Genomic DNA, 24,138 nt, shown 5'->3' on the forward strand with positions numbered 1-24,138 from the left:
CGCGTCCTCCCTCCCCGCGACGCCATCACTTCCTCGTGTCCCCGCCCGGCAGCGCGTAGTCGATCGCGTACGGCGGCGGCTCGCCACCCGGCCCTTTCAGGTAGTGGTCCATCCACTGCATCAGCCGCAGCGAGTAGTCGTAGCGCGAGGCCGCGCGGGCGTTGCCGTGGCCCTCGCCGGGATACAGCACCAGCCGCACCGGCGCCTGCCCGGCCAGCTTGAGGTAGCGGTAGAACATGTACGACTGCATCGGCGGCACGCGCGGATCGGCCTCCCCGTGCAGGATCAGGGTCGGCGTCCTCGACTGCTTCGCGTAGGTGATCGGGCTGGTCTTGCGGAACAGTTCCGGGTCCTCCCACGGCCAGGTGCCCATGTGGACCAGGTACTGCTCCCAGGGGATGTCGCCGGTGGTGACCAGGCTGGCCTGGTCGGAGATGCCGACGAACATCACCGAGGCGGCGAAGCGCTCGCTGTAGTAGGTCGCGCCCCACGCGCTGGCGTAGCCGCCGTAGGAACCGCCGGTGATGCCGACCTTCGATCCGTCCACCAGGCCGGTGGCGATGAGGTGGTCGACACCGTCGACCACGTCGTCGAACTCCTCCATGCCGGGACGGCCGAAACCCTTCTTGGAGAACTCCACGCCGCGCCCGGTGCTGCTGCGGTAGTTGGGCAGGAACAGCGCGTAGCCGCGCGCGGCGGCGTGGTGCAGCGGCTGCGCGTAGGACGTCAGCCAGCCGTTGGTGTAGTGCGACTCCGGCCCGCCATGCACGACCACGATCAGCGGCACCCGCTCGTTGCCGCGGCGCTCGAGCGGATGCACCAGCAGGCCTTCGATCTCCAGTCCGTCGCGGGCCTGGTAGCGGATCACCTCCTGGCGCGCCAGGCGCACGTCGGCCAGCCACGGGTTGCTGTCGGTGAGCCTGCGCGGCGCGGACTCCCCGGCCGCCAGCAGGAACACCTCCGAGGGATGCTGCGGGGTACTGGCCAGCAGCGCGATGTCGCCGCCGCGGCTGCGGTCGAAACCGCTCCACACCGGCCCCTCGGCCGGCAGCAGGGTCCGCTGCGCGCCGCCGTCGAGGCCGACCTCGCCCAGCCGCGCCTGCACGCCCTCGAAGCTGATGAACTGGATGGTCGAGGCGTCGCGCCACTCGACGTCCACCACGTGGCCGGACAGGCCGGGCAGCAGGTCGCGCCAGGCGCCGCCGTCGCGCCCGGCCACGAACAGGCGGCCCTGCTGGGCGTCGTGCGCGTCCTCGGCCGAGATGAAGGCCAGGTGCGCGCCGTCGGGGCTCCACGACAGGCCACCGACCTTGCCGGGATTCTCGACCCCGCCGAGCACCCGGCCCTCGGGCGACACGATCCTCACCCGGGTAAACACCAGCGTGTCGTCGGTCAGCTGGCGGGGCGCGACGAGCAGCGCCAGGCGGTCGCCCGCCGGGCTCCAGCGCACCGACTGCACGCTGCCTTCCACCTCCACCCGCCGCGGCGCCGGCGCGCCCTCGCCGGTGCCGGCGATCCACAGCTGCACCGGACGCCAGTCCTCTTCGTAGACCTTCTGGCTGAAGCCCTTCTTCTTCAGTGCCCTGATCTCGTCGCTCTCGGGCTGCAGCGCCAGCAGGGCCACCTGGCGGCCATCGGCAGACAGGCTGAACCCGCGGATGTCGGACTTGAGCGTGGCCACCACCGAGGACTCGCCGCCGTCCACCGGGATCCGGTACAGGCTGCGCGCCTCGTCGCCCTGGCGCTTGGCGAGGTAGTACAGCGAACGCCCGTCCGGCGACCACTCCAGCCCGCCGACGTTGACCTGGCCGGTGACGTAACCGCGGTTGGCGCCGTCGCGCGAGACGACATGCAGCTCGCCCCACGCCGGCCCGTCGTCGTCGACCCCGACCCGGCGCGGCACCGACAGCACGTAGGCGATGCGGCCGCCATCCGGGCTGACCGTCGCCTGGGTCACCGTGCGCAACGTCGCCAGCTGTTCCAGCGTCATGCCGCCGTTGGCGGCCAGCACCGGCAGGGCGAACACAAGCAGCAGCAGGGCCGCGGCCCGCAGCATCGGATGGCGCATCATCGAACCCCTTCGCGACATGAAGCCCGCACTTTCGCCGGCCGGCGGCGCCATGGCAAGCACCCGGCTCAACGCGCGTTCCAGGCCGCGGCAACGCGCGCGAAGGTCCCGGCGAGCTGCCGCGCCGCGCCGCGCGGCACCTGCGCGACGCGCGAGCGCAGGTCGATGCGGCGCTCCGGGAACGGGTCGCCGTCCCACGCGAACGCGACCCGGTTGCTCTGCCGGCGCTCCTCCAGCATCCACGTCCGGTCGCGGCCGAAGGCGCGCGCCAGCCGCTCCAGATGGGCGTGGGCGTTGGTGGCGTACAGGTTGCTGGCGAACACCCCGCCGGGCGCCAGCGCGCGCCGGCAATCGTCGTAGAACGCCTGGGTCGACAGGTCCGCCGGAATGCCGGTGCGGTCGTAGCCGTCGACCAGCAGGATGTCGAAGCGGCCCGCCGACTCGCGCACGAACCGGGCGCCATCGGCCAGGTGCACGCGCAACCGCGCGTCGTCGTCCGGCACCCGGAACCGACGCCGCAGCGCGATCACGTGGGGATTGATCTCCGCCACCTCGACCCGGGTCGCCGGCAGGTGCCGGTGGCAAAACTTCACCTGCGAGCCGCCACCCAGCCCGACCATCCCGATCAGCGCCGGGCGCGGGCACCACAGCAGGCTGGCCATCATCGTCCGCGTATAGTCGACCGCGAGCTGGCCGGGCCGGAACGTGCGCATCCGGCTCTGCGACACCCCACCTTCGAACTGCAGATCCGTATAGCGCCAGCCCATCCGCACCACCGGCCGCGGGTGCGCGCCACCGCCATCTCCCTGTCCGCCGCCCCCTGCCTGTCCGCCTGCTTCCACCCGCACTCCACGCGATCGACCGGCGCAAAGACTAGCGCGAAGCGCGCGCCACGCAGCAATGGCCCTGTGGTTGACGCGGGCCCGCCCGCCAGCAGACGCCGGTTCAGGCCCGGCACACGCCCGGCGCCGGAGCCTGAACGCCGCGGGCGTGCCTCAGAGCGGGTTCATCCCTGCGCGCCCCACACTGTCTCCACGCCGACGCGGTCCGTCGGCAGGCCATCCCCATGTCCCAGCCCTCTTTCCGTATGGCGCGTGGCGCCCTCGCCGTCGTCCTCGCGCTGGCCATCCTTCCCGCCCTGGCGCAGGACGGCGATCGCGGCAGCCGCGATCCACGCACCCAGCGCAGCGAGCCGGCCCGCCCGCAGGCGGCGCGGCCGGAGCCCGCCGGCGCCGCCCGCCAGCGACCGCAGGCGCGTCCGCGCGCCGACACACCCCGACCTCGGGCGCAGCCTTCCCCGCGACGTGAATCCGCGACACCGCCTCGCTCGCCGGCCCGGGGCCAGGCGGGCCCGCGTCGCGCCACCGGCGTGCCCGGACAGGCGCAGCGTTCCTCGTCCGGGGCGTCGGGCGCGAGTGCCTCGCGGCCGCGGGTCGGGCAGGCGCCACGGAACGTGCAGCCGCCGCGCGCGGCCGGCAGCAACAGGCCGTCCCCGGCGTCGCGCGAGCGGCCCGCGGCGCAGGCCTCCGCGCGCGAGCAGCGCCAGCCGCCGCGGGTGCAGGCGCCGCCGCGGTCGGCGGGCGGCGCGCCGGCCCACCGCGACGCATCGCGCACCCGGGCGCCGGCAGGCCCCGGGCCGCGCGTCCGGCCCACGTCACGCGACCAGCAGGCCGCACCCCGCCAGCCGCCCCCGCGCGCCCAGGCCCGCGATCCACGCCGGTCCGAGGCGGACCGCGGCCGGATCGACCGCGAACAGGCCCGGATGCGGATCGAATCCGGGCGCCTGCGCGCCGAACAGTTCCAGCGCGAGCGCGAACGCCGGCTGCTTCAGGCCGAACGGCGCAGTGCCGAACGCGCCCGGTCGCTGCAACAGCAACGCCGCATGGCGCGGTACCGCTACGAGCGCGACTACCACGCCCGCCTGCGCGCGCAGGAACGCTACTGGCGCGAGACCCGCTGGGACTACGCGCGCGACCCGTTCTACTCCTCGCCGCCGAGCTACCGCTACAACTACGGCGGCCGCTGGTACCAGACCAACCACTACGGCGCCCAACTGATGCGCCAGGCGGTCCAGCGCGGTTACCGCGAAGGCCTGCAGGCCGGACACGCCGACCGCGAGGACGGCTGGCGCTACGACGTGCGCGGCAGCTACGGCTACCTGGACGCAAGCGACGGCTACCACGGCCGCTACCTGGACTACGACCAGTACGCCTACTACTTCCGCCAGGGCTTCGAACGCGGCTACGAGGACGGCTACCACGCCCGGTACCGCCATGGCGGCCGCAACAGCCGCGGCGAACTGACGGTGCTGGCGGCGGTGCTGGCGACGATCCTGGGCCTGCAGGCGCTGGACTGACCGGCGGGCGCCGCCAGGCCGCCAGCGGAACCTTCCGCAGTGCAGCATCGGCGTACACTCGGGACGGTTGCCATGCGCTGAGGAGGCTGCCATGTTCACCTGGCTGCTCGCGGCCGCGCTGGCCGCATCGTCGCCCGCGACCGCAGTGTCGGCCCCGCCGGTCGCGCCAGGCCCGCCGCCCATGCCGGAGACACTGCCGGCCGAGGTGGTGGTGCCCTCGCCCGAGGAGGTGATGGCGCTGCCCCCGGGCCTGCTCGAGGCGCTGCGCACCCAGGTCATCGAGCGCACCCCACGCGGCATGGGGCGGCTGGAGCGCCTGGTGGCGTTCATGCACCGGCCCGACGGCCTCGACATCCGCTACCGGCACGATGCCGACCTCACCGTCGCCCAGGTCTGGGAAACGCGCCAGGCCAACTGCCTGTCGTTCACGCTGCTGACGATTGCGATGGCGCGCGCGGCGGGCCTGGACGCCTACGGGCAGGAGATCGCCCGCACCCTGTCCTGGTACGCCGAGGGCGACACCCTGTACTTCAGCAACCATGTCAACGCCGGGGTGCGGATCGGCCCGCACGAGTACACCGTCGACGTGGGCAGCGACAGCGTGATGACGCGCGACCCGCCGCAGCGGGTGGACGACTCGCGGCTGATGGCGGTCTATTACAGCAACCGCGCCGCGGCGCTGCTGTCCGAGGGCGACAACCACACCGCCGGACGCTTCATCGAGGCCGCGCTCACCGTGGATCCCGGCTACCCGTCCGCCTGGAACAACGCCGGGGTCCAGCGCCTGCGCATGGGGATGCCGGAGGCCGCCGAGGCCGCGTTCAGGCGCGCGCTGGAGCTCGACGGGTCGCACGACGGCACGCTGATGAACCTCGCCGCCCTGTACGCCTCACGCGGCGAGCACGCCAGGGCGGGCGAGTACCGCCGGCGCCTGGAACGCCTGCGCCAGCGCAACCCCTACCACGTGTTCATCCAGGCGGTGGAGGCCGAGCGCCGCGACGACTACGAGGCCGCGGCACGCCACTACCGCCGCGCGATCTCGATGCACGAAGCAGAACACCGGTTCCACTTCGGGCTGGCGCGCGCGCTGCTGCACCTGGGGGACGCTTCCGGCGCCGGGCGTGCGCTCAGCCGCGCGCACGACCTGAGCAAGGGCGCGATGCAGGCGACCTACGCCGCCAAGCTGGACCTGCTGCGCCGCAAGGGGCTCTGACTCAGCGCAGCTGGCTGTCCTTGCTGCCGCGCCGGTTGTAGCCGCTGTGGGCCTGCTGCTCCTCGCGCTCTTCGGCCTCCTGGCAGCGGATGCACAGGCGCACGCCCGGCATCGCCTTGCGACGGGCCTCGGGGATCGGCGCGTCGCATTCCTCGCAGCGCTCCCGGCCGGGCCCTTGCGGCAGCTGGCTGCGGGCGCGCTGGATCGCGTCCTTCACCGTTGCCTCGATCTGTTCGTGCACCGCGCCGTCGCCTGCCCAGCCCGTTGCCATCGCGTCCTCCGTCAAATACCCGCGGATGCAGCCGTTCTACCGCATCCGGCGTTCAGATCCCGTCCGGCCAGTCGATCGCCGGCGCGCCCGCGTCGCGGCGCGGTTCAGGCACCGCGGCCACCGCCTGCCAGACCTCGAGCGCGTCCACCGTCGCGGCCACGTCGTGCACCCGCACGATGCGCGCGCCGCGCTGGGCGGCGACCAGGTGCGCCGCGACCGAACCATGCACGCGCTCGCGCGGATCCCCGCGGCCGGTGAGTTCACCAATCGTGCGCTTGCGCGACAGCCCGGCGAGCACCGGCACGCCCAGCTCGGTGAAGCGCTCCAGCCGGGCCAGCAGCTGCAGGTTGTGCGCCGTGGTCTTGCCGAAGCCGAAGCCGGGATCGACCACGATCCGCTGCTTCGGGATCCCGGCCATCTCGGCCGCGAAGATCCGCTCGGCCAGGAACCGGTGCACGTCGCCGACCACATCGTCGTATTCCGGCGCGTCCTGCATGGTGCGCGGCTCGCCCAGCATGTGCATCAGCACCACCGGCACGCCCAGTTCCGCGGCCGCGTCGAGCGCACCCTCGTGGCGCAGCGCGTAGATGTCGTTGACCATCCCGGCGCCGGCGGCGACCGCCGCGCGCATGACCTCCGGGTGGTAGGTGTCGATGCTGACCGGCACACCGGCCTCGCGCGCCAGCGCCTCGACCACGGGCAGCACGCGCCGCAACTCCTCCTCCACCGTCACGGCCTCGGCACCGGGCCGGGTCGATTCCCCGCCCACGTCGAGGATGTCGGCACCCTCCTCCACCAGCTTCAGCCCGTGGGCGACCGCGGCCGCCGGGTCGAAGTGCGCGCCGCCGTCGGAGAACGAATCCGGGGTGACGTTGACGATGCCCATCACCCGGGTGCGGTCGAGGCGCAGGATGCGGCCCGCGCAGTCGAGTTGGGGAGCGGTGTCGAACATGGAGGGCTGGCCGATGGTGGTTCGCGGTTATCGTGCCGCCGGCGCGGGCACGGTGCAAAGAGAAACGGCGCCGGGGTCGCCGGCGCCGTCCATGCGAGCCCGCGCGAGGCGGGGGCGGCGGATCAGGTCTGCTCCGCCGGGCCTCCGATCGGGGGCAGCGGGCGCGAATCGCCGTCGCCGCCCTTGTCGCCACCCTTGCCGGACTCGACCCAGCCCATCGGCGGCGGCGGCTCTCGGCCTTCCATGATGGCGTCGATCTGCGGCACGTCGATGGTCTCGTACTCGAGCAGTGCCTTGGCCATCGCGTGCAGCTTGTCCATGTTCTCGGTGAGGATCTCGCGGGTGCGCGCGTAGGCCTTGTCAAGGATGCCGCGCACCACCTCGTCGATCCGCCGCGCGGTGTCGTCGGACACGTTCTTGTGCTGGGTCACCGAGCGGCCGAGGAACACCTCGTCCTCGTCCTCGCTGTAGGCGATCGGCCCCATCTCGTCGGACAGGCCCCACTTGGTGACCATGTTGCGCGCCATCTTGGTCGCGCGCTCGATGTCGTTGGACGCGCCGGTGGTGACCTTGTCCGGCCCGAACACCAGTTCCTCGGCCACCCGGCCGCCGTACAGCGAGCACAGCTGCGACTCGATCGCGGTGCGGTTGTACGAATACTTGTCGCCCTCGGGCAGGTACATGGTCACGCCCAGCGCGCGGCCGCGCGGGATGATGGTGACCTTGTAGACCGGGTCGTGCTCGGGCACCAGGCGGCCGACGATGGCGTGGCCGGCCTCGTGGTAGGCGGTGAGGGTCTTCTCCTCCTCGCTCATCGCCATCGAGCGGCGCTCGGCGCCCATCAGGATCTTGTCGCGGGCCTGGTCGAAGTGGTCCATGCGGACCTCCTTCGCGTTCTCGCGCGCGGCGAACAGCGCGGCCTCGTTGACCAGGTTGGCCAGGTCGGCGCCGGAGAAGCCGGGCGTGCCGCGGGCGATCACCATCGGCTCCACGTTCTCGGCCAGCGGCACCTTGCGCATGTGCACGCGCAGGATCTGCTCGCGGCCCTTCACGTCCGGCAGGCCGACCACCACCTGGCGGTCGAAGCGGCCCGGGCGCAGCAGCGCCGGGTCGAGCACGTCGGGACGGTTGGTCGCGGCGATCACGATCACGCCCTCGCCGCCCTCGAAGCCGTCCATCTCCACCAGCAGCTGGTTGAGGGTCTGCTCGCGCTCGTCGTGGCCGCCGCCCAGGCCGGCGCCGCGGTGGCGGCCGACCGCGTCGATCTCGTCGATGAAGATGATGCAGGGCGCGTGCTTCTTGGCCTGCTCGAACATGTCGCGCACGCGGCTGGCGCCGACGCCGACGAACATCTCGACGAAGTCCGAGCCGGAGATCGAGAAGAACGGCACCTTGGCCTCGCCGGCGATGGCCTTGGCGAGCAGGGTCTTGCCGGTGCCGGGCGGGCCGACCATCAGCACGCCGCGCGGGATCTTGCCGCCCAGGCGCTGGAACTTGGACGGGTCGCGCAGGAACTCGACCAGTTCGGCGACTTCCTCCTTGGCCTCGTCGCAGCCGGCGACGTCGGCGAAGGTCACCTTGGTCTGGTCCTCGCTCAGCATCTTGGCGCGCGATTTGCCGAACGACATCGCGCCCTTTCCGCCGCCCTGCTGCATCTGCCGCATCATGAAGAACCAGAAGCCGATGATCAGCGCCACCGGCAGCAGGTTGATCAGGATGTACACCAGCGACGGCCCGCTCGATGGCGGCGCGGCCTGGATCTCGACCTTGTGGTTGATCAGGTCGTTCATCATGCCTTCGTCGCGCCGCGGGGCGATCACGGTGCCGGTCTCGCCGCCCTTGGTGACGAACTCGATGGTCTTCTCGTCCTCGGCGATCTTCACCGACCGGATCTGGTCGCGCCGGACCTGCTCGATGAACTGCGAGTAGCGCACTTCGCTGGTCGCGCCCGTGCCCGGGCTGAAGCTGTTGAACACCAGCATCAGCACCACGGCCACCATGGCCCACAGCAGGAGGTTTTTCACCAGGTCGTTCATCGGGTCTTCCGGGCTTCCAATGGGGCCATGCTACTTGATTGCCGCCAGCTTGCCCTGTGCCAGGGCATAGACTTCAGGCGAGCGCCGGCGCGAGGCCGCGGGCTTGCGGATCGCGACCCTGGCGTAGCGCCGGCGCAGGTCGCGCACGTACCCGTCGAACCCCACGCCCTGGAACAGCTTGATCAGGAACGTCCCGCCGGGCCGCAGGTGGCGGTCGGCGAATTCCATGGCAAGTTCGGCCAGGTGCATGGCGCGCGGCTGGTCGACCGCTTCCATACCGCTCTTGTTGGGGGCCATGTCCGACAACACAAGGTCCACGGGCTGGCCGCCGAGCATCGTCTCAAGGCTGGATAAGACCGCATCCTCCCTGAAATCGCCATGAAGGAACTCGACCCCGGCCAGCGGCGGCATGTCCAGGATGTCCAGCGCCAGCACCCGGCCCGGCCGCGCCGGGTCGAGGCGGTCGAGTTCCTGGCGGACCCACTGCGACCAGCCCCCGGGCGCCGCGCCCAGGTCCACCACCACCATGCCGGGCTTCAGCAGCCGGTCGCGCGCCACCAGTTCCTCGAGCTTGAAGGCCGCGCGCGAACGCAGTCCGGCGGCCTGCGCCTTCTTCACGTAGGGGTCGGAGAAATGTTCCTTCAGCCAGCGACGGCTGCTCTTGCTGCGGGCCACGGCCTGCTCCGTCTCGTGCCGGCGGCGCGCGACCGGACCGATCCCGGGCGCGGCGCTCCCGCCAGGCGCGGCCCCGGAAGGGGACTGCGACGGGCATGATACCCTGCCATGCCTTTCCTCCGTGTCCCCGCATTCCGATGACGATCGCCCTGACCGCCGCCCAGACCCGCTTCCTGCGAGGCCAGGCACACGACCTCAAGGCGATGTTGCAGGTGGGCGGCAAGGGGGTAACCGACGCGCTGCTGGCCGAGGTCGACGGCGCGCTGGAGCACCACGAGCTGGTCAAGGTCAAGGTCGCCGCCGGCGACCGCGCCGACCGCGACCGTCTGGTCGACGAGATCGCCAGCCGCTGCGGCGCGGCGCTGGTGCAGCGGATCGGCCACGTCGCGGTGCTCTACCGGCCCTCGAAGGACAAGCGCCAGATCGTATTGCCGCGCGCCTAGGCGATCGCCATGCAGTTGATCCAGGAACGTCCCGACTTCGACTACTTCATGCGCGGCGCGGACGGCCGCGGCGCGCTGGTGAACGATCGCCGGCTCGAACGCAGCTTCATCGTGGCACCCCACCGGCTGGTCGAGGACTGGCCCGTTCGCGATGTGCGGACGCTGGCGGTGGCCGGCCTCGAGGCGCTGTTCGCGCTGGAACCGGAACTGATCGTGCTCGGCTGCGGCGACGTGCAGGCGTTCCCGCCGCAGGACACCCTGGCCGCCTGCCTGGCCCGCGGCATCGGGCTGGAGTCGATGACCAACGCCGCGGCCGCCCGCACCTACAACGTGCTGGCCGGCGAAGGCCGCCGGGTGGTGGCCGGATTCATCCTCGCCGGCTGAGCAGCCGGCACCCGCCTCAGCGCCGCGGCAGGGACTGCAGCGGGTCGACCGGCTTGCCTTTGTAGCGGGCGAACGGGCGCCGCCAGCGATCCACCGGATCGCGCGACCGCGAGCGCCCGGCGCGCTGCGCCGGGCCGGGGATCCGCCCGTTCCGAAGACCGGGCGCGCTCAGCGCCGCGGCAGGTACTGCAGCGGGTCGACCGGCTTGCCGTTGTAGCGGATCTCGAAATGCAGCATGTCGCGGGCCGCGCCGGTGCTGCCCATTTCGGCGATCTGCTGCCCCGCCTTGACCCTCGCGCCCTCGTTCACCAGCCGGGTGCGGTTGTGGCCATAGGCCGACAGCCACTGCTCGTCGTGCTTGACGATCACCAGCTCGCCGTAGCCCACCAGTCCCGAGCCCGAGTACACCACCACCCCGTCGGCCGCTGCCCGCACCGGCTGGCCGCTGCGGCCGACGATGTCGATGCCCTGGCGGGTGGGGTCGCCCGCGGCGAAGCGGCTGGCCACCTGGCCCTCAGTCGGCCAGCGCCAGGCCACGTTGCTGGTGACCGGCGGCGGCGTGGTCGGTTGCGGCGGCGCCTGGGTGGGCCGCACGGTGGTGCGCTGGCCCCCGGTCGCGGGCGGCCGCGTGCCCGCCGTGGTAGTGGAGGCGCGCGCCGTCCCCTGCCGCGGATACAGCCACAGCCGCTGTCCGGGATAGATGGTGTAGGGCGGCGAGATCCCGTTCCACAGCGCCAGGTCCATCGGGCTGATGCCGTTGTTGACCGCCAGCCGGTACAGCGTGTCGCCGCGCTTGACCACCACGCTCGCGCCGGGCTTCGGGGTCGACACCCTGGGCGGCGCGGAAGAGGACGTGCGCACCACCTTGGTGCTGCAGGCCGCCGCCGCCAGCGCCAGCATCGCCAGCAGGGCCATCGTCCACACGCGGGTTCGTTTGCTCATGGTTGCGTGTCGTCCTTCCGGTCCGGGGCCACGGGTGCGCCGGGCATCATCCCGTAAACCGCTTGAACAGTTCCTGCGCCACCAGCCCGCCGCCGCCGATGAGCACGCCGAAGTACACCATCGTGCCGATGTTGGCGAGGTGACCGAGCAGCACCGCCCCGCCGTCGCGCTGGATGAAGCCGATCGCGTAGGCCAGCAGGGCGATGGCCGGGATCGTGTTGCTGAAGGGCACGAAGCCAAACGGCGCCATCAGCAGCAGCGCGGCGAGGATGAAGGCGAGGTTGTTGAAGGCGTCCTGGGCGCGGCCATCGACCAGCGGCGACAGCCGGTGCGGGCGGCTCAGCCGCTCGAGCCGGTGCACCCAGCGCAGGCCGCCTGCCAGCGCCGGTCGCAGCCGCGCCGAAGGCAGGCGGCGGTCGCGCACGCGCGCGGGGAGCCAGAGCTGCCGGCGCAGCAGGCGGCTGACGCCAACCAGCACGATCGCCGCGCCGAACACCGTGCTCACCCCCGGGATCGAGACCGGGATCAGGAACACCAGGGTCAGCAGGATGGTGACCAGCAGCAGGCCTTCGTCGCCGAACAGGTCCAGCAGCTCGCCCATGCTCACGTGGTCGGGCGGCATGCGCGCGATCATGCCCTCGATCTGGGCGCCCAGGCTCTGGCCGTGGCCGGGGGGCGGGGCGGAACCGGCCATGCGGCTCAGTCGACCGTTCCCGAGAGCAGCGGCACGAACACCACCGGCCCCAGGTCGCGCCGCGAGAGCGAGCCGTCCGCTTCCCGGCGCAGCATCAGCAGCTGCTGCGCGCCCGAGGCGCCCACCGGCGCGACCAGGATGCCGCCCGGCGCGAGTTGCGCCGCGAGCGCATCCACCAGCGCCGGCGCGCCGGCGGTCACCAGGATGCCGTCGTAGGGGCCGTTCTCCGGCCAGCCGATGCGGCCGTCGTCGTGGCGGCTGCGCACGCTGAGCCCGAGCGAGCGGAAGCGCTTGCGCGCCACCCGCAGCAGGTCGCCGATGCGCTCGACCGTATGCACCTCCAGGCCCAGCGCCGCGAGCACCGCGGCCTGGTAGCCCGAGCCGGTGCCTACCTCGAGCACCTTGCGCGGGGCGTGGCCGCCGGTGAACAGCGCCTCGGTCATGCGCGCCACCACCCACGGCTGGGAGATCGTCTGGCCATGCCCGATCGGCAGCGCGGTGTCCTCGTAGGCGCGGGTGGCCAGCGCCTCGTCGACGAACAGGTGGCGCGGCACGGTGCGGATCGCGTTGAGCACGCGCTCGTCGGCGATGCCGTTGCCGCGCAGGCGCTCGATCAGGCGGTCGCGCACGCGCTGCGAGGTCATTCCCACGCCGATCGCCTCGGGCTGCAGGCGCAGGCGCGGGGTCATCACGACTGCGCCCCCTTTAGCTCGTCGGCCAGGCTGCCGACCCAGCTGGCGACCTGTTCGAGCGCCTGGTAGCGGGTGAGATCGACGTGGATCGGGGTGATCGAGATGCGGCCGTAGCGCACCGCGTGGAAATCGGTGCCGGGGCCGGCGTCCATCTCGGGGCCCGCGGCGCCGATCCACCACCAGCTGCGCCCGCGCGGGTCTTCCTGGCGGGTGCACGGCTCGGCGCGGTGGCGGTTGCCCAGGCGGGTGACCTCGAACCCGGCGATGTCGCTCCAGTGCCGATCGGGCACGTTGACGTTGAGGATAGTGTCGGCGGGCAGCGGGTCGGCCTTGAGGCGCTCGACGATCTCCACCGCCGCGCGCGCGGCGGTCTCGTAGTAGCGGCCGTCGTGGTTGACCGTTGCCAGCGACATCGCGATCGCGGGCAGGCCCAGGAAGCGCCCTTCCATGGCCGCGGCCACGGTGCCCGAATAGATCACGTCGTCGCCGAGGTTGGCGGTGTTGTTGATGCCCGAGACGACGATGTCGGGCTCGAGCTCGAACATGCCGGTGATCGCCACGTGCACGCAGTCGGTCGGCGTGCCGTACACGCGCCAGACCGTGGACTCGATCTGCTCGACGCGCAGCGGCATGTCCAGGGTCAGCGAGTTGCTGGCGCCGGAGCGGTCGCGGTCCGGGGCGACGATCAGGACCTCGTGGCCGGCGTCGCGCAGGCCCTGCGCGAGGATGCGGATGCCGGGGGCATCGACGCCGTCATCGTTGCTGACCAGTACGCGCATGAACCTCTGGGACCACCCTCGCTGCGGAAGTCGTACGACATGATACCGGATGCCGCGACGGCGTCGCCCGCGGGCGGCGGAACGCGGCATACTGCCGGCGATGGCGAAGAAGCCTCCACCACCGGACGAAGCCCACGCGCCGGGCGAGGACGACGATGCGGCGCTGTTCCGCGCCGCGATCGGCCCGGTGCGCGAACTGCCGCCCGTCGAGGCGCGCCCGGCGCGTCCTCGGCCGCGCCCGGGCACGCGCATGGCCGAACTGGGCGATGCCGATGCCCGGGACGAGTTCCTGCGCCTGCTCGACGAAGCGCCGGTGGAAGCCGGCGACACCCTGCGCCATCGGCGCGACCAGGTGTCGGCGCGCGTGCTCAAGCGGTTGGCCCAGGGCGAGTACGCGGTGCAGGACGAGATCGACCTGCACCACGCCACCGCCGCGGCCGCTGCGACGCTGCTGCGACGGTTCCTGCGCGACGCGCGCGACGCGGGTGCACGCTGCGTGCGCGTCATCCACGGCAAGGGCCTCAATTCCGAGGGCGTGCCGGTGTTGAAGAACCTGTGCGATCGCCTGCTGCGCCAGCGCGCAGACGTGCTGGCTTTCCATTCGGCGCCACCGGCGCAGGGCGGGACCGGGGCGGTGCTGGTGCTGCTGCGTTCGCGCTGAAGCCGGCGCAGGCGATCGTGCGCGCCGGCCGGCAAGGCTCGCGCGGCGCTGCCGCGACCGGGGCACCGGCCGGCCGCGACGTGGCTCTCCTCCCGTGGACGACCCTCAACCCCGGCCGGCGTTCCGCCCTGCGCCGGACCGGCCACGCGGACCCGCCGCGTGGCTAGTCTGGTGCCGCGCCTTCTCCCGCGACGTCCTCCACCTCGCCCAGTTCGGCGAGCACGCTGGTCGCGTAGCTTCCGGGCGGCAACGCGAACTCGAGGCGCAGGGTGGCGGGGTCCGGCCACGACCACGACAGGTCGCGCACGCACAGCCGGGTCGCGCGCCGCTCCTGGCGCAGCCCGGCCGCCTCCAGGCCTTCGCGCAGGCGCCGCAGGACCGGATCGTCCAGCGCGGCGAGCTCGAGTGCCCGCGCCGCCCCGGCGCTGCGCAGTTCGCCGCGGCCCCACAGCGGCGCGGTCGGGTGGATGTCGAAGGCCTCCAGCCGCGATTGGAGCTGCGCATCGGCCGCCACCGGGCCGAACACGCTGCGGCTGCCGTCGAGCATCCAGACCTCGCCATCCAGGCCGCGGTCCCAGCACCCCGCCGCCACCCGTGCCGCCAGCACCCGGTTGAACAGTTCCGAACGCGCCGCCGACAGCAGCATCGAACGCTCCTCGCGGCGAACCCGCCGGCCCGAGAACATCGCCAGCGCCCTGGCCACGTTGCCGCCGCCGCGGCCGAAACGCTGGCTGCCGAACGCATTGGGCACGCCGCGCGCGCGGATCGCCTGCAGCCGCACCTCGATCGCGGCAGGCTCGCCCTGCACCCGGCGCAGGGCCAGCACGAAGCGGTTGCCGGCCAGCGCGCCACGCGCAAGCTTGCGCACGTGGCGCGCGGCGTGCAGCACGCGCAGTCCCCCGCCGGTATCCGCTTCGCCGAAGGCGAGCTCCTCCAGCGGCGGGGCTGCGCGGCCGGGCAGGTGCACCGTGAAACGCTGGCGAACGACGGCGTGGCGGTCCTTGGTCCCGGCATAGCCCACCGCCGACTCGGGGACGCCCGCCCAGCGCGCGATGCGCCGGGCGACGAAGGCGGTATTGAGCGCGCGCTTCTCCACCGCCAGCAGCAGGTGCTCGCCACCGCCGCTGGCGTCGAACGCATCGAGTTCCTCCACCCGGAAGTCCCCGGGCGTCTCGCGCAGGCGCGCACGCAGCACCGGGCCGCCATGGGCGCGCGGCGCCGGGCCGGAGGCTTCGCTCACGCGGCCACGAGCAGGCACGCGGCGAGCGCGGCGATGCCCTCGCCGCGGCCGATGAAGCCCATGCGTTCGTTGGTCGTGGCCTTGACCGAGATCGCGTCCAGCCCCACGCCCAGGTCCGCCGCGATCGTCTCGCGCATCGCCTGCGCATGCGGGCCGACCTTCGGCCGCTCGCACACCACGGTCACGTCGGCATTGCCCACCCGCCAGCCGCGCTCGCGCAGCAGCGCGTTGCAGTGGCGCAGGAACACCCGGCTGTCGGCGTCCTTCCAGCGCGGGTCCGAGGGCGGGAAGTGGGTGCCGATATCGCCCAGCGCCAGCGCGCCGAGCATGGCGTCGCACAGCGCATGCAGCACCACGTCGCCGTCGCTGTGCGCGGCCAGGCCGCGCTCGTGCGGCACCCGCACGCCGCCGAGCATCACGTGGTCGCCTTCGCCGAAGGCATGGACGTCGTAGCCCTGGCCGATGCGCATGTTCACGGCAGGAACAGCTCCACCAGGCGGTTCATGTCGACGTGGCGGATCAGGCCCTGGGCTTCGGCCGCCACCCGGGGTTCGGCGAACAGCCCCTCGCCCGCCATCTGCCCGATCCGGCCAAAAGCCTCGCCGATCGCCGCATCGGCCGAACCGTCGCGGAACGCTTGCCGCGCCTGGTCGGCGCAATCGACGGTGAGCAGGCGCACCATCAGCTCGCCCATGGCGCGGTTGGCCTGTTCGCGGCGAGCGTCACTGACCCGGGCCAGGTCTTCCAGGTCCGGATGCAGCGCGATCGCCGAGAACATCCACTGCACCAGGGTGCGACGGTCGCCGGGACCGGTCGCCGTCACCACGCACGACTGCAGGTCGCCGGGCGCCTCCCGTACGCCGGCCGCGCTCCACGGTGTCGCCACGCAAGCCAGCGCCAGCAGCCCGCCCAGGATGTGTTTCATGCTCCGTCTCCCTCTGCCTGGCGCCGTGCCAGGATGAATTCAAACCGCGCCAGATCGCTGGCGGTGGTGATCTTGAAGTTGTCCTCATCGCCCTCGACCAGCAGCGGGCGCATGCCCTGGCGCTCCATCGCCATCGCCTCGTCGGTCACCTCGACCCCGGCTTCGCGCGCCGCTTCCAGCGCCCGCGTCAGCTGCAGGCGCCGGAACAGCTGCGGGGTGAGCGCGCGCCACAGCCGTTCGCGCGGCTCGGTACCGTCGATGCCGCCGTCGTCGCCGGCGCGCTTGAGGGTATCGCGCACCGGCGCGGCCAGGATCGCCCCCACCGGGTCGGCGCGCCCGCGTTCGAGCAGCGCCGTCAGGTCGGCGTGGCGCAGGTTCGGCCGCGCCGCGTCGTGCACCAGCACGAATTCGTCCGCGCGCACCTCGTGCGGCAGCGCGAGCAACCCCGCCAGCACCGAGCCGGCGCGGGAGTCGCCGCCCGTGCAGGCCAGCAGCGGCTTGTCGTGCAGGCGCTCCCAGCCCGGCCAGTGGCGATCACCCTCGGCCAGCACCACCACCGCGCCGCGCACGCCCGGGTGCGACAGCACGGCGTCCAGGGCATGGCCGAGCAGCGGCCGTCCGGCGACCTCGACGTACTGCTTGGGCAGCTCGCCACCGAAGCGGCTGCCGCGGCCGGCGGCGACCACGATCGCCCAGGCCCCGCGCGCCGGGTCCGGGCTCACGGCCGCCCCTCCGGGTCCGGCTCCGGCTGCGGACGGTCGCGCTGGTCGTCGACCACGCGGTAGAACACTTCGCCCGGGCGGATCATGCCCAGCTCGCTGCGCGCGCGCTCCTCGATCGCGGCCTCGCCCGACTTGAGGTCGGCCACTTCCGCCGCCAGCGCCGCGTTGCGCTGCTGCAGGCCCTCGTTCTGCCGCGCCTGCTGCGCCACTCGCGCCTGGAGCTCCTCCACCGCGCGGGTCCCGCCCTCGCCGAACCAGAGGCGGTACTGCAGCCAGCCCAGCAGAACCACCAGCGCCAGCAGCAGTACGCGCAACCAGCGCATGGCCCGGGGGTCAACGCCGCAGCGAGACGAAGGCGTCGCGGCCGGCGTAGGCCGCGCCATCGCCCAGCTGCTCCTCGATCCGCAGCAGCTGGTTGTACTTGGCCACCCGGTCGCTGCGGCACAGCGAACCGGTCTTGATCTGGGTGGCGGTGGTGGCCACGGCAATATCGGCGATGGTGGTGTCCTCGGTCTCGCCCGAGCGGTGCGAGACCACGGCCGCGTACTTCGCCGCGTCGGCCATGGCGATGGCCTCGAGGGTTTCGGTCAGGGTGCCGATCTGGTTGACCTTGATCAGGATCGCGTTGGCGGTGCCGCTGTCGATGCCTTCCTTGAAGATCTTCGGGTTGGTGACGAACAGGTCGTCGCCGACCAGCTGGACCTTGCCGCCGATGCGGTCGGTGAGCTGCTTCCAGCCGTCCCAGTCGTCCTCGGCCATGCCGTCCTCGATGGTGACGATCGGGTACTGCGCGGCCCAGTCGGCGAGGAAGTCGACGAACTGTTCGCTGGTCAGGCGCTTGTTCTCGCCGACCAGGCTGTACTTGCCGTTGTCGAAGAACTCGCTCGAGGCCACGTCCAGGCCCAGAAGGATGTCGTCGCCGGCGCTGTAGCCGGCCTTGCCGATCGCCTCGAGGATGGTGTCGAGCGCCTCGACGTTGCTGCGGAAGTCGGGCGCGAAGCCGCCCTCGTCGCCCACCGCGGTGCTCAGGCCATGGCCCTTGAGCACCGACTTGAGCGCGTGGAAGATCTCGGTGCCCGCGCGTAGCGCCTCGGAGAACGAGGGCGCGCCCACGGGCAGGATCATGAATTCCTGGAAGTCGACGTTGTTGTCGGCATGGGCGCCGCCGTTGATGATGTTCATCATCGGCACCGGCAGCACCGGCTTGCGGTCGCCGCCCAGGTGCTTCCACAACGGCAGCTTGCGCGAGGCGGCTACCGCGTGCGCGTTGGCCAGCGACACCGCCAGCAGCGCGTTGGCGCCCAGGCGGCCCTTGTTCTCGGTGCCGTCGAGGTCGATCAGGCGCTTGTCCAGACCGGCCTGGTCGGTGGCGTCGAACCCGGCCAGCGCCTCGGCGATCGGGCCATTGACGTTGGCCACCGCCTTGCGCACGCCCTTGCCCAGGTAACGGGTCTTGTCGCCGTCGCGCAGTTCCACCGCTTCCCTGGCGCCGGTGGAGGCGCCCGATGGCACGGCGGCACGGCCGAAGGAGCCGTCGGCGAGGGTGACCTCGGCTTCCAGGGTCGGGTTGCCCCGGGAGTCGAGGATTTCGCGGGCGTGGATCTTGGCGATGCTGGTCATGTAGGCACAAACATCCGGTGGGTGGAGTCGGTCGCGAGTTTAGCGGAGCGCGGCGCGTCCTGCCGGCCCGGGCCGCCGGGCGGCCGCGCCGGCGGATCGTTGCCGGGGAAAGCGTTGCCGCGGCTGGGGACGCCGGCCGGGCCGCCTCCCGCCCGGCCGCGGGGCCCGGCTAGAGCGACTGTTCGGCGAAACCGCGGCGCTTGGTGACCGCGTCGAGCTCGAGCAGGGTTTCCAGCAGCTCCTGCATGCGGCCCAGCGGCCAGGCGTTGGGGCCGTCGGACAGCGCCTTCGACGGATCCGGGTGGGTCTCGGCGAACAGGCCCGACACCCCCACCGCCACCGCGGCGCGCGCCAGCACCGGCACGAACTCGCGCTGGCCGCCGGAACTGGTGCCCTGGCCACCCGGCAGCTGCACCGAGTGGGTGGCGTCGAACACCACCGGGCAGCCGGTCTCGCGCATCACCGCCAGCGAGCGCATGTCGCTGACCAGGTTGTTGTAGCCGAAGCTGGCGCCGCGCTCGCAGACCAGGATCTGCTGGTTGCCGGTCGACTTCGCCTTCTCCACCACCGGCTTCATGTCCCAGGGCGAGAGGAACTGGCCCTTCTTGATGTTGACCGGCTTGCCGGCGCTGCAGGCCTTGCGGATGAAGTCGGTCTGGCGCACCAGGAACGCCGGGGTCTGCAGCACGTCGACCACCGCGGCCACCTCGTCCATCGGGGTGTACTCGTGCACGTCGGTGAGCACCGGCACGCCCACCTGGCGCCTGACTTCGGCCAGCACCCGCAGGCCCTCCTCCATCCCCGGGCCGCGGAAGCTGCTGCCCGAGGTGCGGTTGGCCTTGTCGAAGCTGGACTTGAAGATGAAGTTCATCCCCAGCCGGCCGGTGATCTCCTTCAGCCGGCCGGCGACGTCCAGCTGCAGCTGCTCGGACTCGACCACGCAGGGGCCGGCGATGAGGAAGAGGGGCTGGTCGAGGCCAACCTTGAATCCGCACAGTTCCATGGCAACACCTCGGGTTGTGGCGGCCCGCGACGGAACGCGGTCCGGACAGGGGACGGCGCGGGCGCGCCGGGTCGTCCCGCACCGGCGGGACCGCCAGGACTCAGGCCTTGGCTTCCTTGAGCAGCTTGCCCCCGGCCTTGTGCTCGCGCGCCGCGCGCACGAAGCCGACGAACAGCGGATGGCCGGTGCGCGGCGTGGACAGGAACTCCGGGTGCGCCTGGCAGGCGATGAACCAGGGATGGTCCGGAAGCTCCACCATCTCCACCAGCAGGTCGTCCATCGACTTGGCCGAGATCACCAGGCCCGCGTCCTCGAGCTGGGTCCGGTAGCGGTTGTTGAACTCGTAGCGGTGGCGGTGGCGTTCGCCGACCACGTCCTTTCCGTAGAGCTCGCGCGCCCTGGTGCCGGGCTTGATCCGCTGCTCCTGCAGGCCCAGGCGCATGGTGCCGCCAAGGTCGGACTTCTCGTCGCGGCGCTCGACCTCGCCGCTGCTGGTGCGCCACTCGGTGATCAGCCCGATCACCGGATGCGGCGTCTGGCGGTCGTTCTCGGTGCTGTTGGCGCCCTCGAGCCCGGCCACGTGGCGGGCGAAGTCGACCACCGCGGCCTGCATGCCGTAGCAGATGCCGAAGTACGGGATGCCCTGCTCGCGCGCGTACTGCGCCGCCAGCACCTTGCCCTCGAAGCCACGGTCGCCGAATCCGCCCGGGACCAGCACGCCGTGGACCCCGGCCAGCACGCGCCCGGCGCCGTCGCGCTCGATGTCCTGGGACTCGATCCAGCGCAGGTTGACCCGGGTGCGCTGGCGGATGCCGCCATGGCGCAGCGCCTCGCCCACCGACTTGTAGGCGTCCTTGTGGTCGACGTACTTGCCGACCACGGCGATGTCGACCTCGTCGATCGGATGCTCGCTGGCATCCACCACCGCCAGCCACTCGGACAGGTCGGCCGGGGCGGCCTTGTCCGCCAGTCCCAGGCGCTCGACCACCAGCGCGTCCAGGCCCTGCGCGTGCAGCCACATCGGCAGCTTGTGGATATTGTCCAGGTCCACCGCCGAGATCACCGCCTTCTCGGACACGTTGGTGAACAGCGCGATCTTGCGCCGCTCGCCGTCGGGCAGCGGCTGCTCGCTGCGGCAGACCAGGATGTCTGGCTGGATGCCGATCGAGCGCAGCTCCTTGACCGAGTGCTGGGTCGGCTTGGTCTTGAGCTCGCCGGCGGCGGCGATGAAGGGCACCAGGGTCAGGTGCATGAACATCGCCTTGTCCGGGCCGCGCTCGGCGCGGATCTGGCGGATCGCCTCCAGGAACGGCAGCGACTCGATGTCGCCCACGGTGCCGCCGATCTCGACCAGGGCCACGTCGAAGCCCTGGGTGGCGGCGTCGATGCAGCGCTTGATCTCGTCGGTGATGTGCGGGATCACCTGCACGGTGGCGCCGAGGTAGTCGCCGCGGCGCTCCTTGCGGATCACCGACTCGTAGATCTTGCCGGTGGTGATCGAATTCTTGCCCGACAGGCGGACGTTGATGAAGCGCTCGTAGTGGCCCAGGTCCAGGTCGGTCTCGGCGCCGTCGTCGGTGACGTAGACCTCGCCGTGCTGGAACGGGCTCATCGTGCCCGGGTCGACGTTGATATAGGGGTCCAGCTTCATCAGCGTCACCCGCAGGCCGCGGGCTTCGAGGATCGCGGCCAGCGACGCCGCCGCGATGCCCTTGCCGAGCGAGGACACCACGCCGCCGGTGACGAAGACGAGGGGAGTGACGTAGCCGGGGGAAGTCATGGGGAGTGGGCACCCGCTGGAAAGCCCCATTCTACAGGCTGGCGCCCCGCCCCGCCCCCTTGACGGAGCCGGCGATGCCCGTTCCCGGCCCCGCGCGCGGGCGCTCAGGCCGCCTCGTAATGCCGCTCGAAGGTCCGGCAGACCACCTCCATGGCCTGGCGCCAGCGCGCCAGCAGGGCTTCGTCGGCCTCCGGGTCGGCCTCGGCCACCACCTTGAGCAGGCTCTCGATCCAGTACGGGTACAGGGCCGGGTCCACCGGCGCCCGACCCCGGCGGGCGTGGACGCAGGCCATTTCCGCGGTGGCGCGCCGCGACAGCGGGCTGCCGGCGGCATGGAAGATCGCCACGCTGATGCCGCGGCGCAGCGCCAGCCGCTGGCGGCCCATGTCGGTGGTCGCGAACAGCTCCCGGACCTTCGGGTGGCTGGCCATGAACACCTCGTAGAATCGCTCGATGAAGTCGCCCTGCCTCAGGCAGCGGCCGTAGCTCTGCTGCAGGTCCTGGTACTGGTCGGACATCTGTCTTCCGGATCGCCCCTGCGTGGAGCCGGCAGGATCGCCACGGCGGGCGCCACCGGCATTGATCCGCCGCAATGACACCGCGCGCGTCCCGGTTCCTGCGACCGCGCCGGGGCATCCTTGACCACCCGTGCCCCGGCCCGCATCCTGCGCGCCTCGCAGTCGCCCCCGCCACCGATGAATTCACGCTACAACGCCGCCGACATCGAAGTCCTCTCCGGCCTGGACCCGGTCAAGCGCCGGCCGGGCATGTATACCGACACCTCCCGGCCCAACCACCTGGCCCAGGAGGTGATCGACAACTCGGTCGACGAGGCGCTGGCCGGGCATGCGCGCGAGATCGCGGTCACGCTGTACCGGGACGGCAGCTGCGAGGTGGCCGACGACGGCCGCGGCATGCCGGTGGACATCCACCCCGAGGAGAAGATCCCCGGGGTGGAACTGATCCTCACCCGCCTGCACGCGGGCGGCAAGTTCAGCAACCGCAACTACACCTTCTCCGGCGGCCTGCACGGCGTGGGCGTGAGCGTGGTCAACGCGCTGTCCACCCTGGTGGAGGTGCACATCAAGCGCGACGGCCGCGAGCACCGCATCAGTTTCCGCGACGGCGAGCGCGCCACGCCGCTGGAAGCGGTGGGCACGGTGGGGAAGAAGAACACCGGCACCCGCCTGCGCTTCTGGCCGGACCCGAAGTACTTCGACAGCCCGAAGTTCAACCTGCGTGCCCTGCGCCACCTGCTGCGGGCCAAGGCGGTGCTGTGCCCGGGGCTGACGGTGACCCTGTTCGACGAGGCCACCGGCGAGCGCGACAGCTGGCGCTACGAGGACGGGCTGCGCGACTATCTCAAGGGCGAGCTGTCCGGGCGCGAACTGCTGCCGCCGGAGCTGTTCGTGGGCCGCCAGGAGAAGGACACCGAGGTGGTGGACTGGGCGGTGGCCTGGGTGCCGGAGGGCGACCTGGTCCAGGAGAGCTACGTCAACCTGATCCCCACCGCCCAGCACGGCACCCACGTCAACGGCCTGCGCACGGGGTTCACCGACGCGCTGCGCGAGTTCTGCGACTTCCGCAACCTGCTGCCGCGCGGGGTGAAGCTGGCGCCGGAGGACGTGTGGGACCGGGTGTCGTTCGTGCTCTCGCTGAAGATGGCCGACCCGCAGTTCAGCGGCCAGACCAAGGAGCGGCTGAGCTCGCGCCAGGCTGCCGGGTTCGTGGAGAACGCGGCGCATGATGCGTTCTCGCTGTGGCTCAACCAGCACGTGGACTTCGGCGAGAAGATCGCCCAGCTCGCGATCGAGCGCGCCAGTGCGCGCCTGAAGACCGAGAAGCAGATCGTCCGCAAGAAGGTCACCCAGGGGCCCGCCCTCCCCGGCAAGCTGGCCGACTGCATCAGCCAGGACCTCTCGCGCACCGAGCTGTTCCTGGTCGAGGGCGACTCGGCAGGCGGCAGCGCCAAGCAGGCGCGCGACAAGGACTTCCAGGCGATCCTCCCGCTGCGCGGCAAGATCCTCAACACCTGGGAGGTCGCTTCCGGCGGCGTGCTCGCCTCGCAGGAAGTGCACGACCTCGCGGTCGCGATCGGCTGCGACCCGGGCAAGGACGACATCAGCGGGCTGCGCTACGGCAAGGTGGTGATCCTGGCCGACGCGGACTCCGACGGCCTGCACATCGCCACCCTGCTCTCGGCGCTGTTCCTCAAGCACTTCCCCGCGCTGGTGCGCGCCGGCCACATCTTCGTGGCGATGCCGCCGCTGTTCCGGATCGACGTAGGCAAGCAGGTGTTCTACGCCCTGGACGAGGAGGAGAAGCGGCTGCTGCTGGAGAAGATCGGGCGCGAGAAGATCAAGGGCCAGGTGAGCGTGACCCGCTTCAAGGGCCTGGGCGAGATGAATCCGGCGCAGCTGCGCGAATCCACCATCCACCCGGACACGCGCCGTCTGGTGCAGCTGACCATCGACGACGACGTGGAGACGCGTGGGCTGATGGACATGCTGCTGGCGAAGAAGCGGGCGAGCGACCGGAAGGCGTGGCTGGAGCAGAAGGGAGACCTGGCCACGCTCGAGGTGTGATGCGGCCGCGTCATTGACGTTTCCCGGGGCGACGGCAGCATCCCGGTTCCGGCGCGCGGTCCCGCCGCATCGACGGCACTGCGCAGAGTCTGGTTCC

26 protein-coding genes are annotated in these 24,138 nt (G+C 71.9%); 6 read left to right on the top strand and 20 right to left on the bottom strand.

Features of this window, described 5'->3' with window-relative positions; all coding sequences use genetic code 11:
* Positions 1 to 25: 25 nt before the first annotated feature.
* From FQY79_RS04110 to FQY79_RS04120, 3 genes are all read right to left on the bottom strand, one after another.
* Positions 26 to 2,071, bottom strand: a complete 2,046-nt coding sequence (locus FQY79_RS04110; protein WP_186759767.1) for a S9 family peptidase — start codon at positions 2,069 to 2,071, stop codon at positions 26 to 28.
* A gap of 65 nt (positions 2,072 to 2,136) precedes the next feature.
* Positions 2,137 to 2,781: a fused MFS/spermidine synthase gene (locus tag FQY79_RS04115; RefSeq protein WP_186759770.1), complete on the bottom strand. Its 645-nt coding sequence runs from the start codon at positions 2,779 to 2,781 to the stop codon at positions 2,137 to 2,139.
* A 941-nt stretch (positions 2,782 to 3,722) separates the two neighbouring features.
* Entirely contained in the window at positions 3,723 to 3,944 is a 222-nt protein-coding gene (locus FQY79_RS04120; protein WP_146311088.1) for a hypothetical protein, read from the bottom strand.
* A 6-nt stretch (positions 3,945 to 3,950) separates the two neighbouring features.
* Here FQY79_RS04120 and FQY79_RS04125 point away from each other — a divergent pair, with 6 nt between their 5' ends.
* Positions 3,951 to 4,424 carry a hypothetical protein gene (locus FQY79_RS04125; RefSeq protein ID WP_146311090.1) on the top strand — a complete coding sequence of 158 codons (474 nt, stop codon included), beginning with the start codon at positions 3,951 to 3,953 and terminating at the stop codon, positions 4,422 to 4,424.
* 91 nt (positions 4,425 to 4,515) lie between these two features.
* Complete coding sequence (locus FQY79_RS04130) at positions 4,516 to 5,637, top strand: tetratricopeptide repeat protein (protein ID WP_146311092.1); 1,122 nt, start codon at positions 4,516 to 4,518, stop codon at positions 5,635 to 5,637.
* A gap of 1 nt (position 5,638) precedes the next feature.
* On the opposite strand, the gene FQY79_RS04135 is transcribed toward FQY79_RS04130, so the two are convergent.
* From FQY79_RS04135 to rlmE, 4 genes are all read right to left on the bottom strand, one after another.
* The gene (locus FQY79_RS04135) at positions 5,639 to 5,908 is read right to left on the bottom strand and encodes a DksA/TraR family C4-type zinc finger protein (RefSeq protein ID WP_146311094.1); all 270 of its coding nucleotides are present in this window, start codon (positions 5,906 to 5,908) and stop codon (positions 5,639 to 5,641) included.
* 52 nt (positions 5,909 to 5,960) lie between these two features.
* Positions 5,961 to 6,860: a dihydropteroate synthase gene (gene folP / locus FQY79_RS04140; protein ID WP_146311096.1), complete on the bottom strand. Its 900-nt coding sequence runs from the start codon at positions 6,858 to 6,860 to the stop codon at positions 5,961 to 5,963.
* A gap of 122 nt (positions 6,861 to 6,982) precedes the next feature.
* Entirely contained in the window at positions 6,983 to 8,896 is a 1,914-nt protein-coding gene (gene ftsH / locus FQY79_RS04145; RefSeq protein ID WP_146311098.1) for an ATP-dependent zinc metalloprotease FtsH, read from the bottom strand.
* Between the two features lie 30 nt (positions 8,897 to 8,926).
* Positions 8,927 to 9,571, bottom strand: a complete 645-nt coding sequence (gene rlmE, locus FQY79_RS04150) for a 23S rRNA (uridine(2552)-2'-O)-methyltransferase RlmE (protein ID WP_146311100.1) — start codon at positions 9,569 to 9,571, stop codon at positions 8,927 to 8,929.
* A 137-nt stretch (positions 9,572 to 9,708) separates the two neighbouring features.
* On the opposite strand from rlmE, the gene yhbY reads away from it, so the two are divergent.
* Both yhbY and FQY79_RS04160 read left to right on the top strand, forming a co-directional pair.
* Positions 9,709 to 10,014, top strand: a complete 306-nt coding sequence (gene yhbY, locus FQY79_RS04155; RefSeq protein ID WP_146311102.1) for a ribosome assembly RNA-binding protein YhbY — start codon at positions 9,709 to 9,711, stop codon at positions 10,012 to 10,014.
* A 9-nt stretch (positions 10,015 to 10,023) separates the two neighbouring features.
* Positions 10,024 to 10,398 carry an Mth938-like domain-containing protein gene (locus FQY79_RS04160; protein WP_146311104.1) on the top strand — a complete coding sequence of 125 codons (375 nt, stop codon included), beginning with the start codon at positions 10,024 to 10,026 and terminating at the stop codon, positions 10,396 to 10,398.
* Between the two features lie 168 nt (positions 10,399 to 10,566).
* Here the strand turns inward: FQY79_RS04160 and FQY79_RS04165 are convergent, their stop codons facing one another.
* From FQY79_RS04165 to surE, 4 genes are read right to left on the bottom strand one after another with little or no spacing between them, the layout of a single operon-like run.
* Complete coding sequence (locus tag FQY79_RS04165) at positions 10,567 to 11,340, bottom strand: peptidoglycan DD-metalloendopeptidase family protein (protein WP_146311106.1); 774 nt, start codon at positions 11,338 to 11,340, stop codon at positions 10,567 to 10,569.
* A gap of 46 nt (positions 11,341 to 11,386) precedes the next feature.
* Positions 11,387 to 12,034, bottom strand: a complete 648-nt coding sequence (locus tag FQY79_RS04170) for an exopolysaccharide biosynthesis protein (RefSeq protein ID WP_146311108.1) — start codon at positions 12,032 to 12,034, stop codon at positions 11,387 to 11,389.
* A gap of 5 nt (positions 12,035 to 12,039) precedes the next feature.
* Positions 12,040 to 12,723 carry a protein-L-isoaspartate(D-aspartate) O-methyltransferase gene (locus FQY79_RS04175; RefSeq protein ID WP_146311110.1) on the bottom strand — a complete coding sequence of 228 codons (684 nt, stop codon included), beginning with the start codon at positions 12,721 to 12,723 and terminating at the stop codon, positions 12,040 to 12,042.
* Entirely contained in the window at positions 12,723 to 13,505 is a 783-nt protein-coding gene (gene surE, locus FQY79_RS04180; protein ID WP_146311112.1) for a 5'/3'-nucleotidase SurE, read from the bottom strand. The genes FQY79_RS04175 and surE overlap by 1 nt, the downstream gene beginning before the upstream one ends.
* A gap of 100 nt (positions 13,506 to 13,605) precedes the next feature.
* Between surE and FQY79_RS04185 the strand changes: the two genes are divergently transcribed.
* The gene (locus FQY79_RS04185; RefSeq protein ID WP_146311114.1) at positions 13,606 to 14,166 is read left to right on the top strand and encodes a Smr/MutS family protein; all 561 of its coding nucleotides are present in this window, start codon (positions 13,606 to 13,608) and stop codon (positions 14,164 to 14,166) included.
* Between the two features lie 163 nt (positions 14,167 to 14,329).
* Here FQY79_RS04185 and truD read toward each other — a convergent pair whose 3' ends face one another.
* From truD to FQY79_RS04230, 9 genes are all read right to left on the bottom strand, one after another.
* Positions 14,330 to 15,406: a tRNA pseudouridine(13) synthase TruD gene (truD, locus tag FQY79_RS04190; RefSeq protein WP_146311116.1), complete on the bottom strand. Its 1,077-nt coding sequence runs from the start codon at positions 15,404 to 15,406 to the stop codon at positions 14,330 to 14,332.
* A complete protein-coding gene (gene ispF / locus FQY79_RS04195) occupies positions 15,403 to 15,876 on the bottom strand; it encodes a 2-C-methyl-D-erythritol 2,4-cyclodiphosphate synthase (protein WP_146311840.1) in 474 nt (157 codons plus the stop codon). Before ispF ends, truD begins: the two co-directional genes overlap by 4 nt.
* Positions 15,877 to 15,878: 2 nt before the next feature.
* Positions 15,879 to 16,331, bottom strand: a complete 453-nt coding sequence (locus tag FQY79_RS04200) for a hypothetical protein (RefSeq protein WP_146311118.1) — start codon at positions 16,329 to 16,331, stop codon at positions 15,879 to 15,881.
* Positions 16,328 to 17,053 (bottom strand): 2-C-methyl-D-erythritol 4-phosphate cytidylyltransferase, encoded by a 726-nt coding sequence (gene ispD / locus FQY79_RS04205; protein ID WP_146311120.1) that lies wholly within the window; start codon positions 17,051 to 17,053, stop codon positions 16,328 to 16,330. Before ispD ends, FQY79_RS04200 begins: the two co-directional genes overlap by 4 nt.
* Positions 17,050 to 17,376: a cell division protein FtsB gene (gene ftsB / locus FQY79_RS04210; RefSeq protein ID WP_146311122.1), complete on the bottom strand. Its 327-nt coding sequence runs from the start codon at positions 17,374 to 17,376 to the stop codon at positions 17,050 to 17,052. The genes ispD and ftsB overlap by 4 nt, the downstream gene beginning before the upstream one ends.
* 10 nt (positions 17,377 to 17,386) lie before the next feature.
* Positions 17,387 to 18,673 (bottom strand): phosphopyruvate hydratase, encoded by a 1,287-nt coding sequence (eno, locus tag FQY79_RS04215; protein WP_146311124.1) that lies wholly within the window; start codon positions 18,671 to 18,673, stop codon positions 17,387 to 17,389.
* Positions 18,674 to 18,842: 169 nt separating this feature from the next.
* Complete coding sequence (kdsA, locus tag FQY79_RS04220) at positions 18,843 to 19,676, bottom strand: 3-deoxy-8-phosphooctulonate synthase (protein ID WP_146311126.1); 834 nt, start codon at positions 19,674 to 19,676, stop codon at positions 18,843 to 18,845.
* A 100-nt stretch (positions 19,677 to 19,776) separates the two neighbouring features.
* A complete protein-coding gene (locus FQY79_RS04225) occupies positions 19,777 to 21,456 on the bottom strand; it encodes a CTP synthase (RefSeq protein ID WP_146311128.1) in 1,680 nt (559 codons plus the stop codon).
* Between the two features lie 104 nt (positions 21,457 to 21,560).
* On the bottom strand, positions 21,561 to 21,974 hold the full coding sequence (locus FQY79_RS04230; protein ID WP_146311130.1) for a globin family protein: 414 nt from the start codon (positions 21,972 to 21,974) through the stop codon (positions 21,561 to 21,563).
* Between the two features lie 177 nt (positions 21,975 to 22,151).
* Between FQY79_RS04230 and parE the strand changes: the two genes are divergently transcribed.
* On the top strand, positions 22,152 to 24,041 hold the full coding sequence (parE, locus tag FQY79_RS04235; protein WP_146311842.1) for a DNA topoisomerase IV subunit B: 1,890 nt from the start codon (positions 22,152 to 22,154) through the stop codon (positions 24,039 to 24,041).
* Positions 24,042 to 24,138 lie beyond the last annotated feature (97 nt).

Source organism: Luteimonas wenzhouensis (genome assembly GCF_007859305.1).
GTDB classification, from domain to species: Bacteria; Pseudomonadota; Gammaproteobacteria; order Xanthomonadales; family Xanthomonadaceae; genus Luteimonas; species Luteimonas wenzhouensis.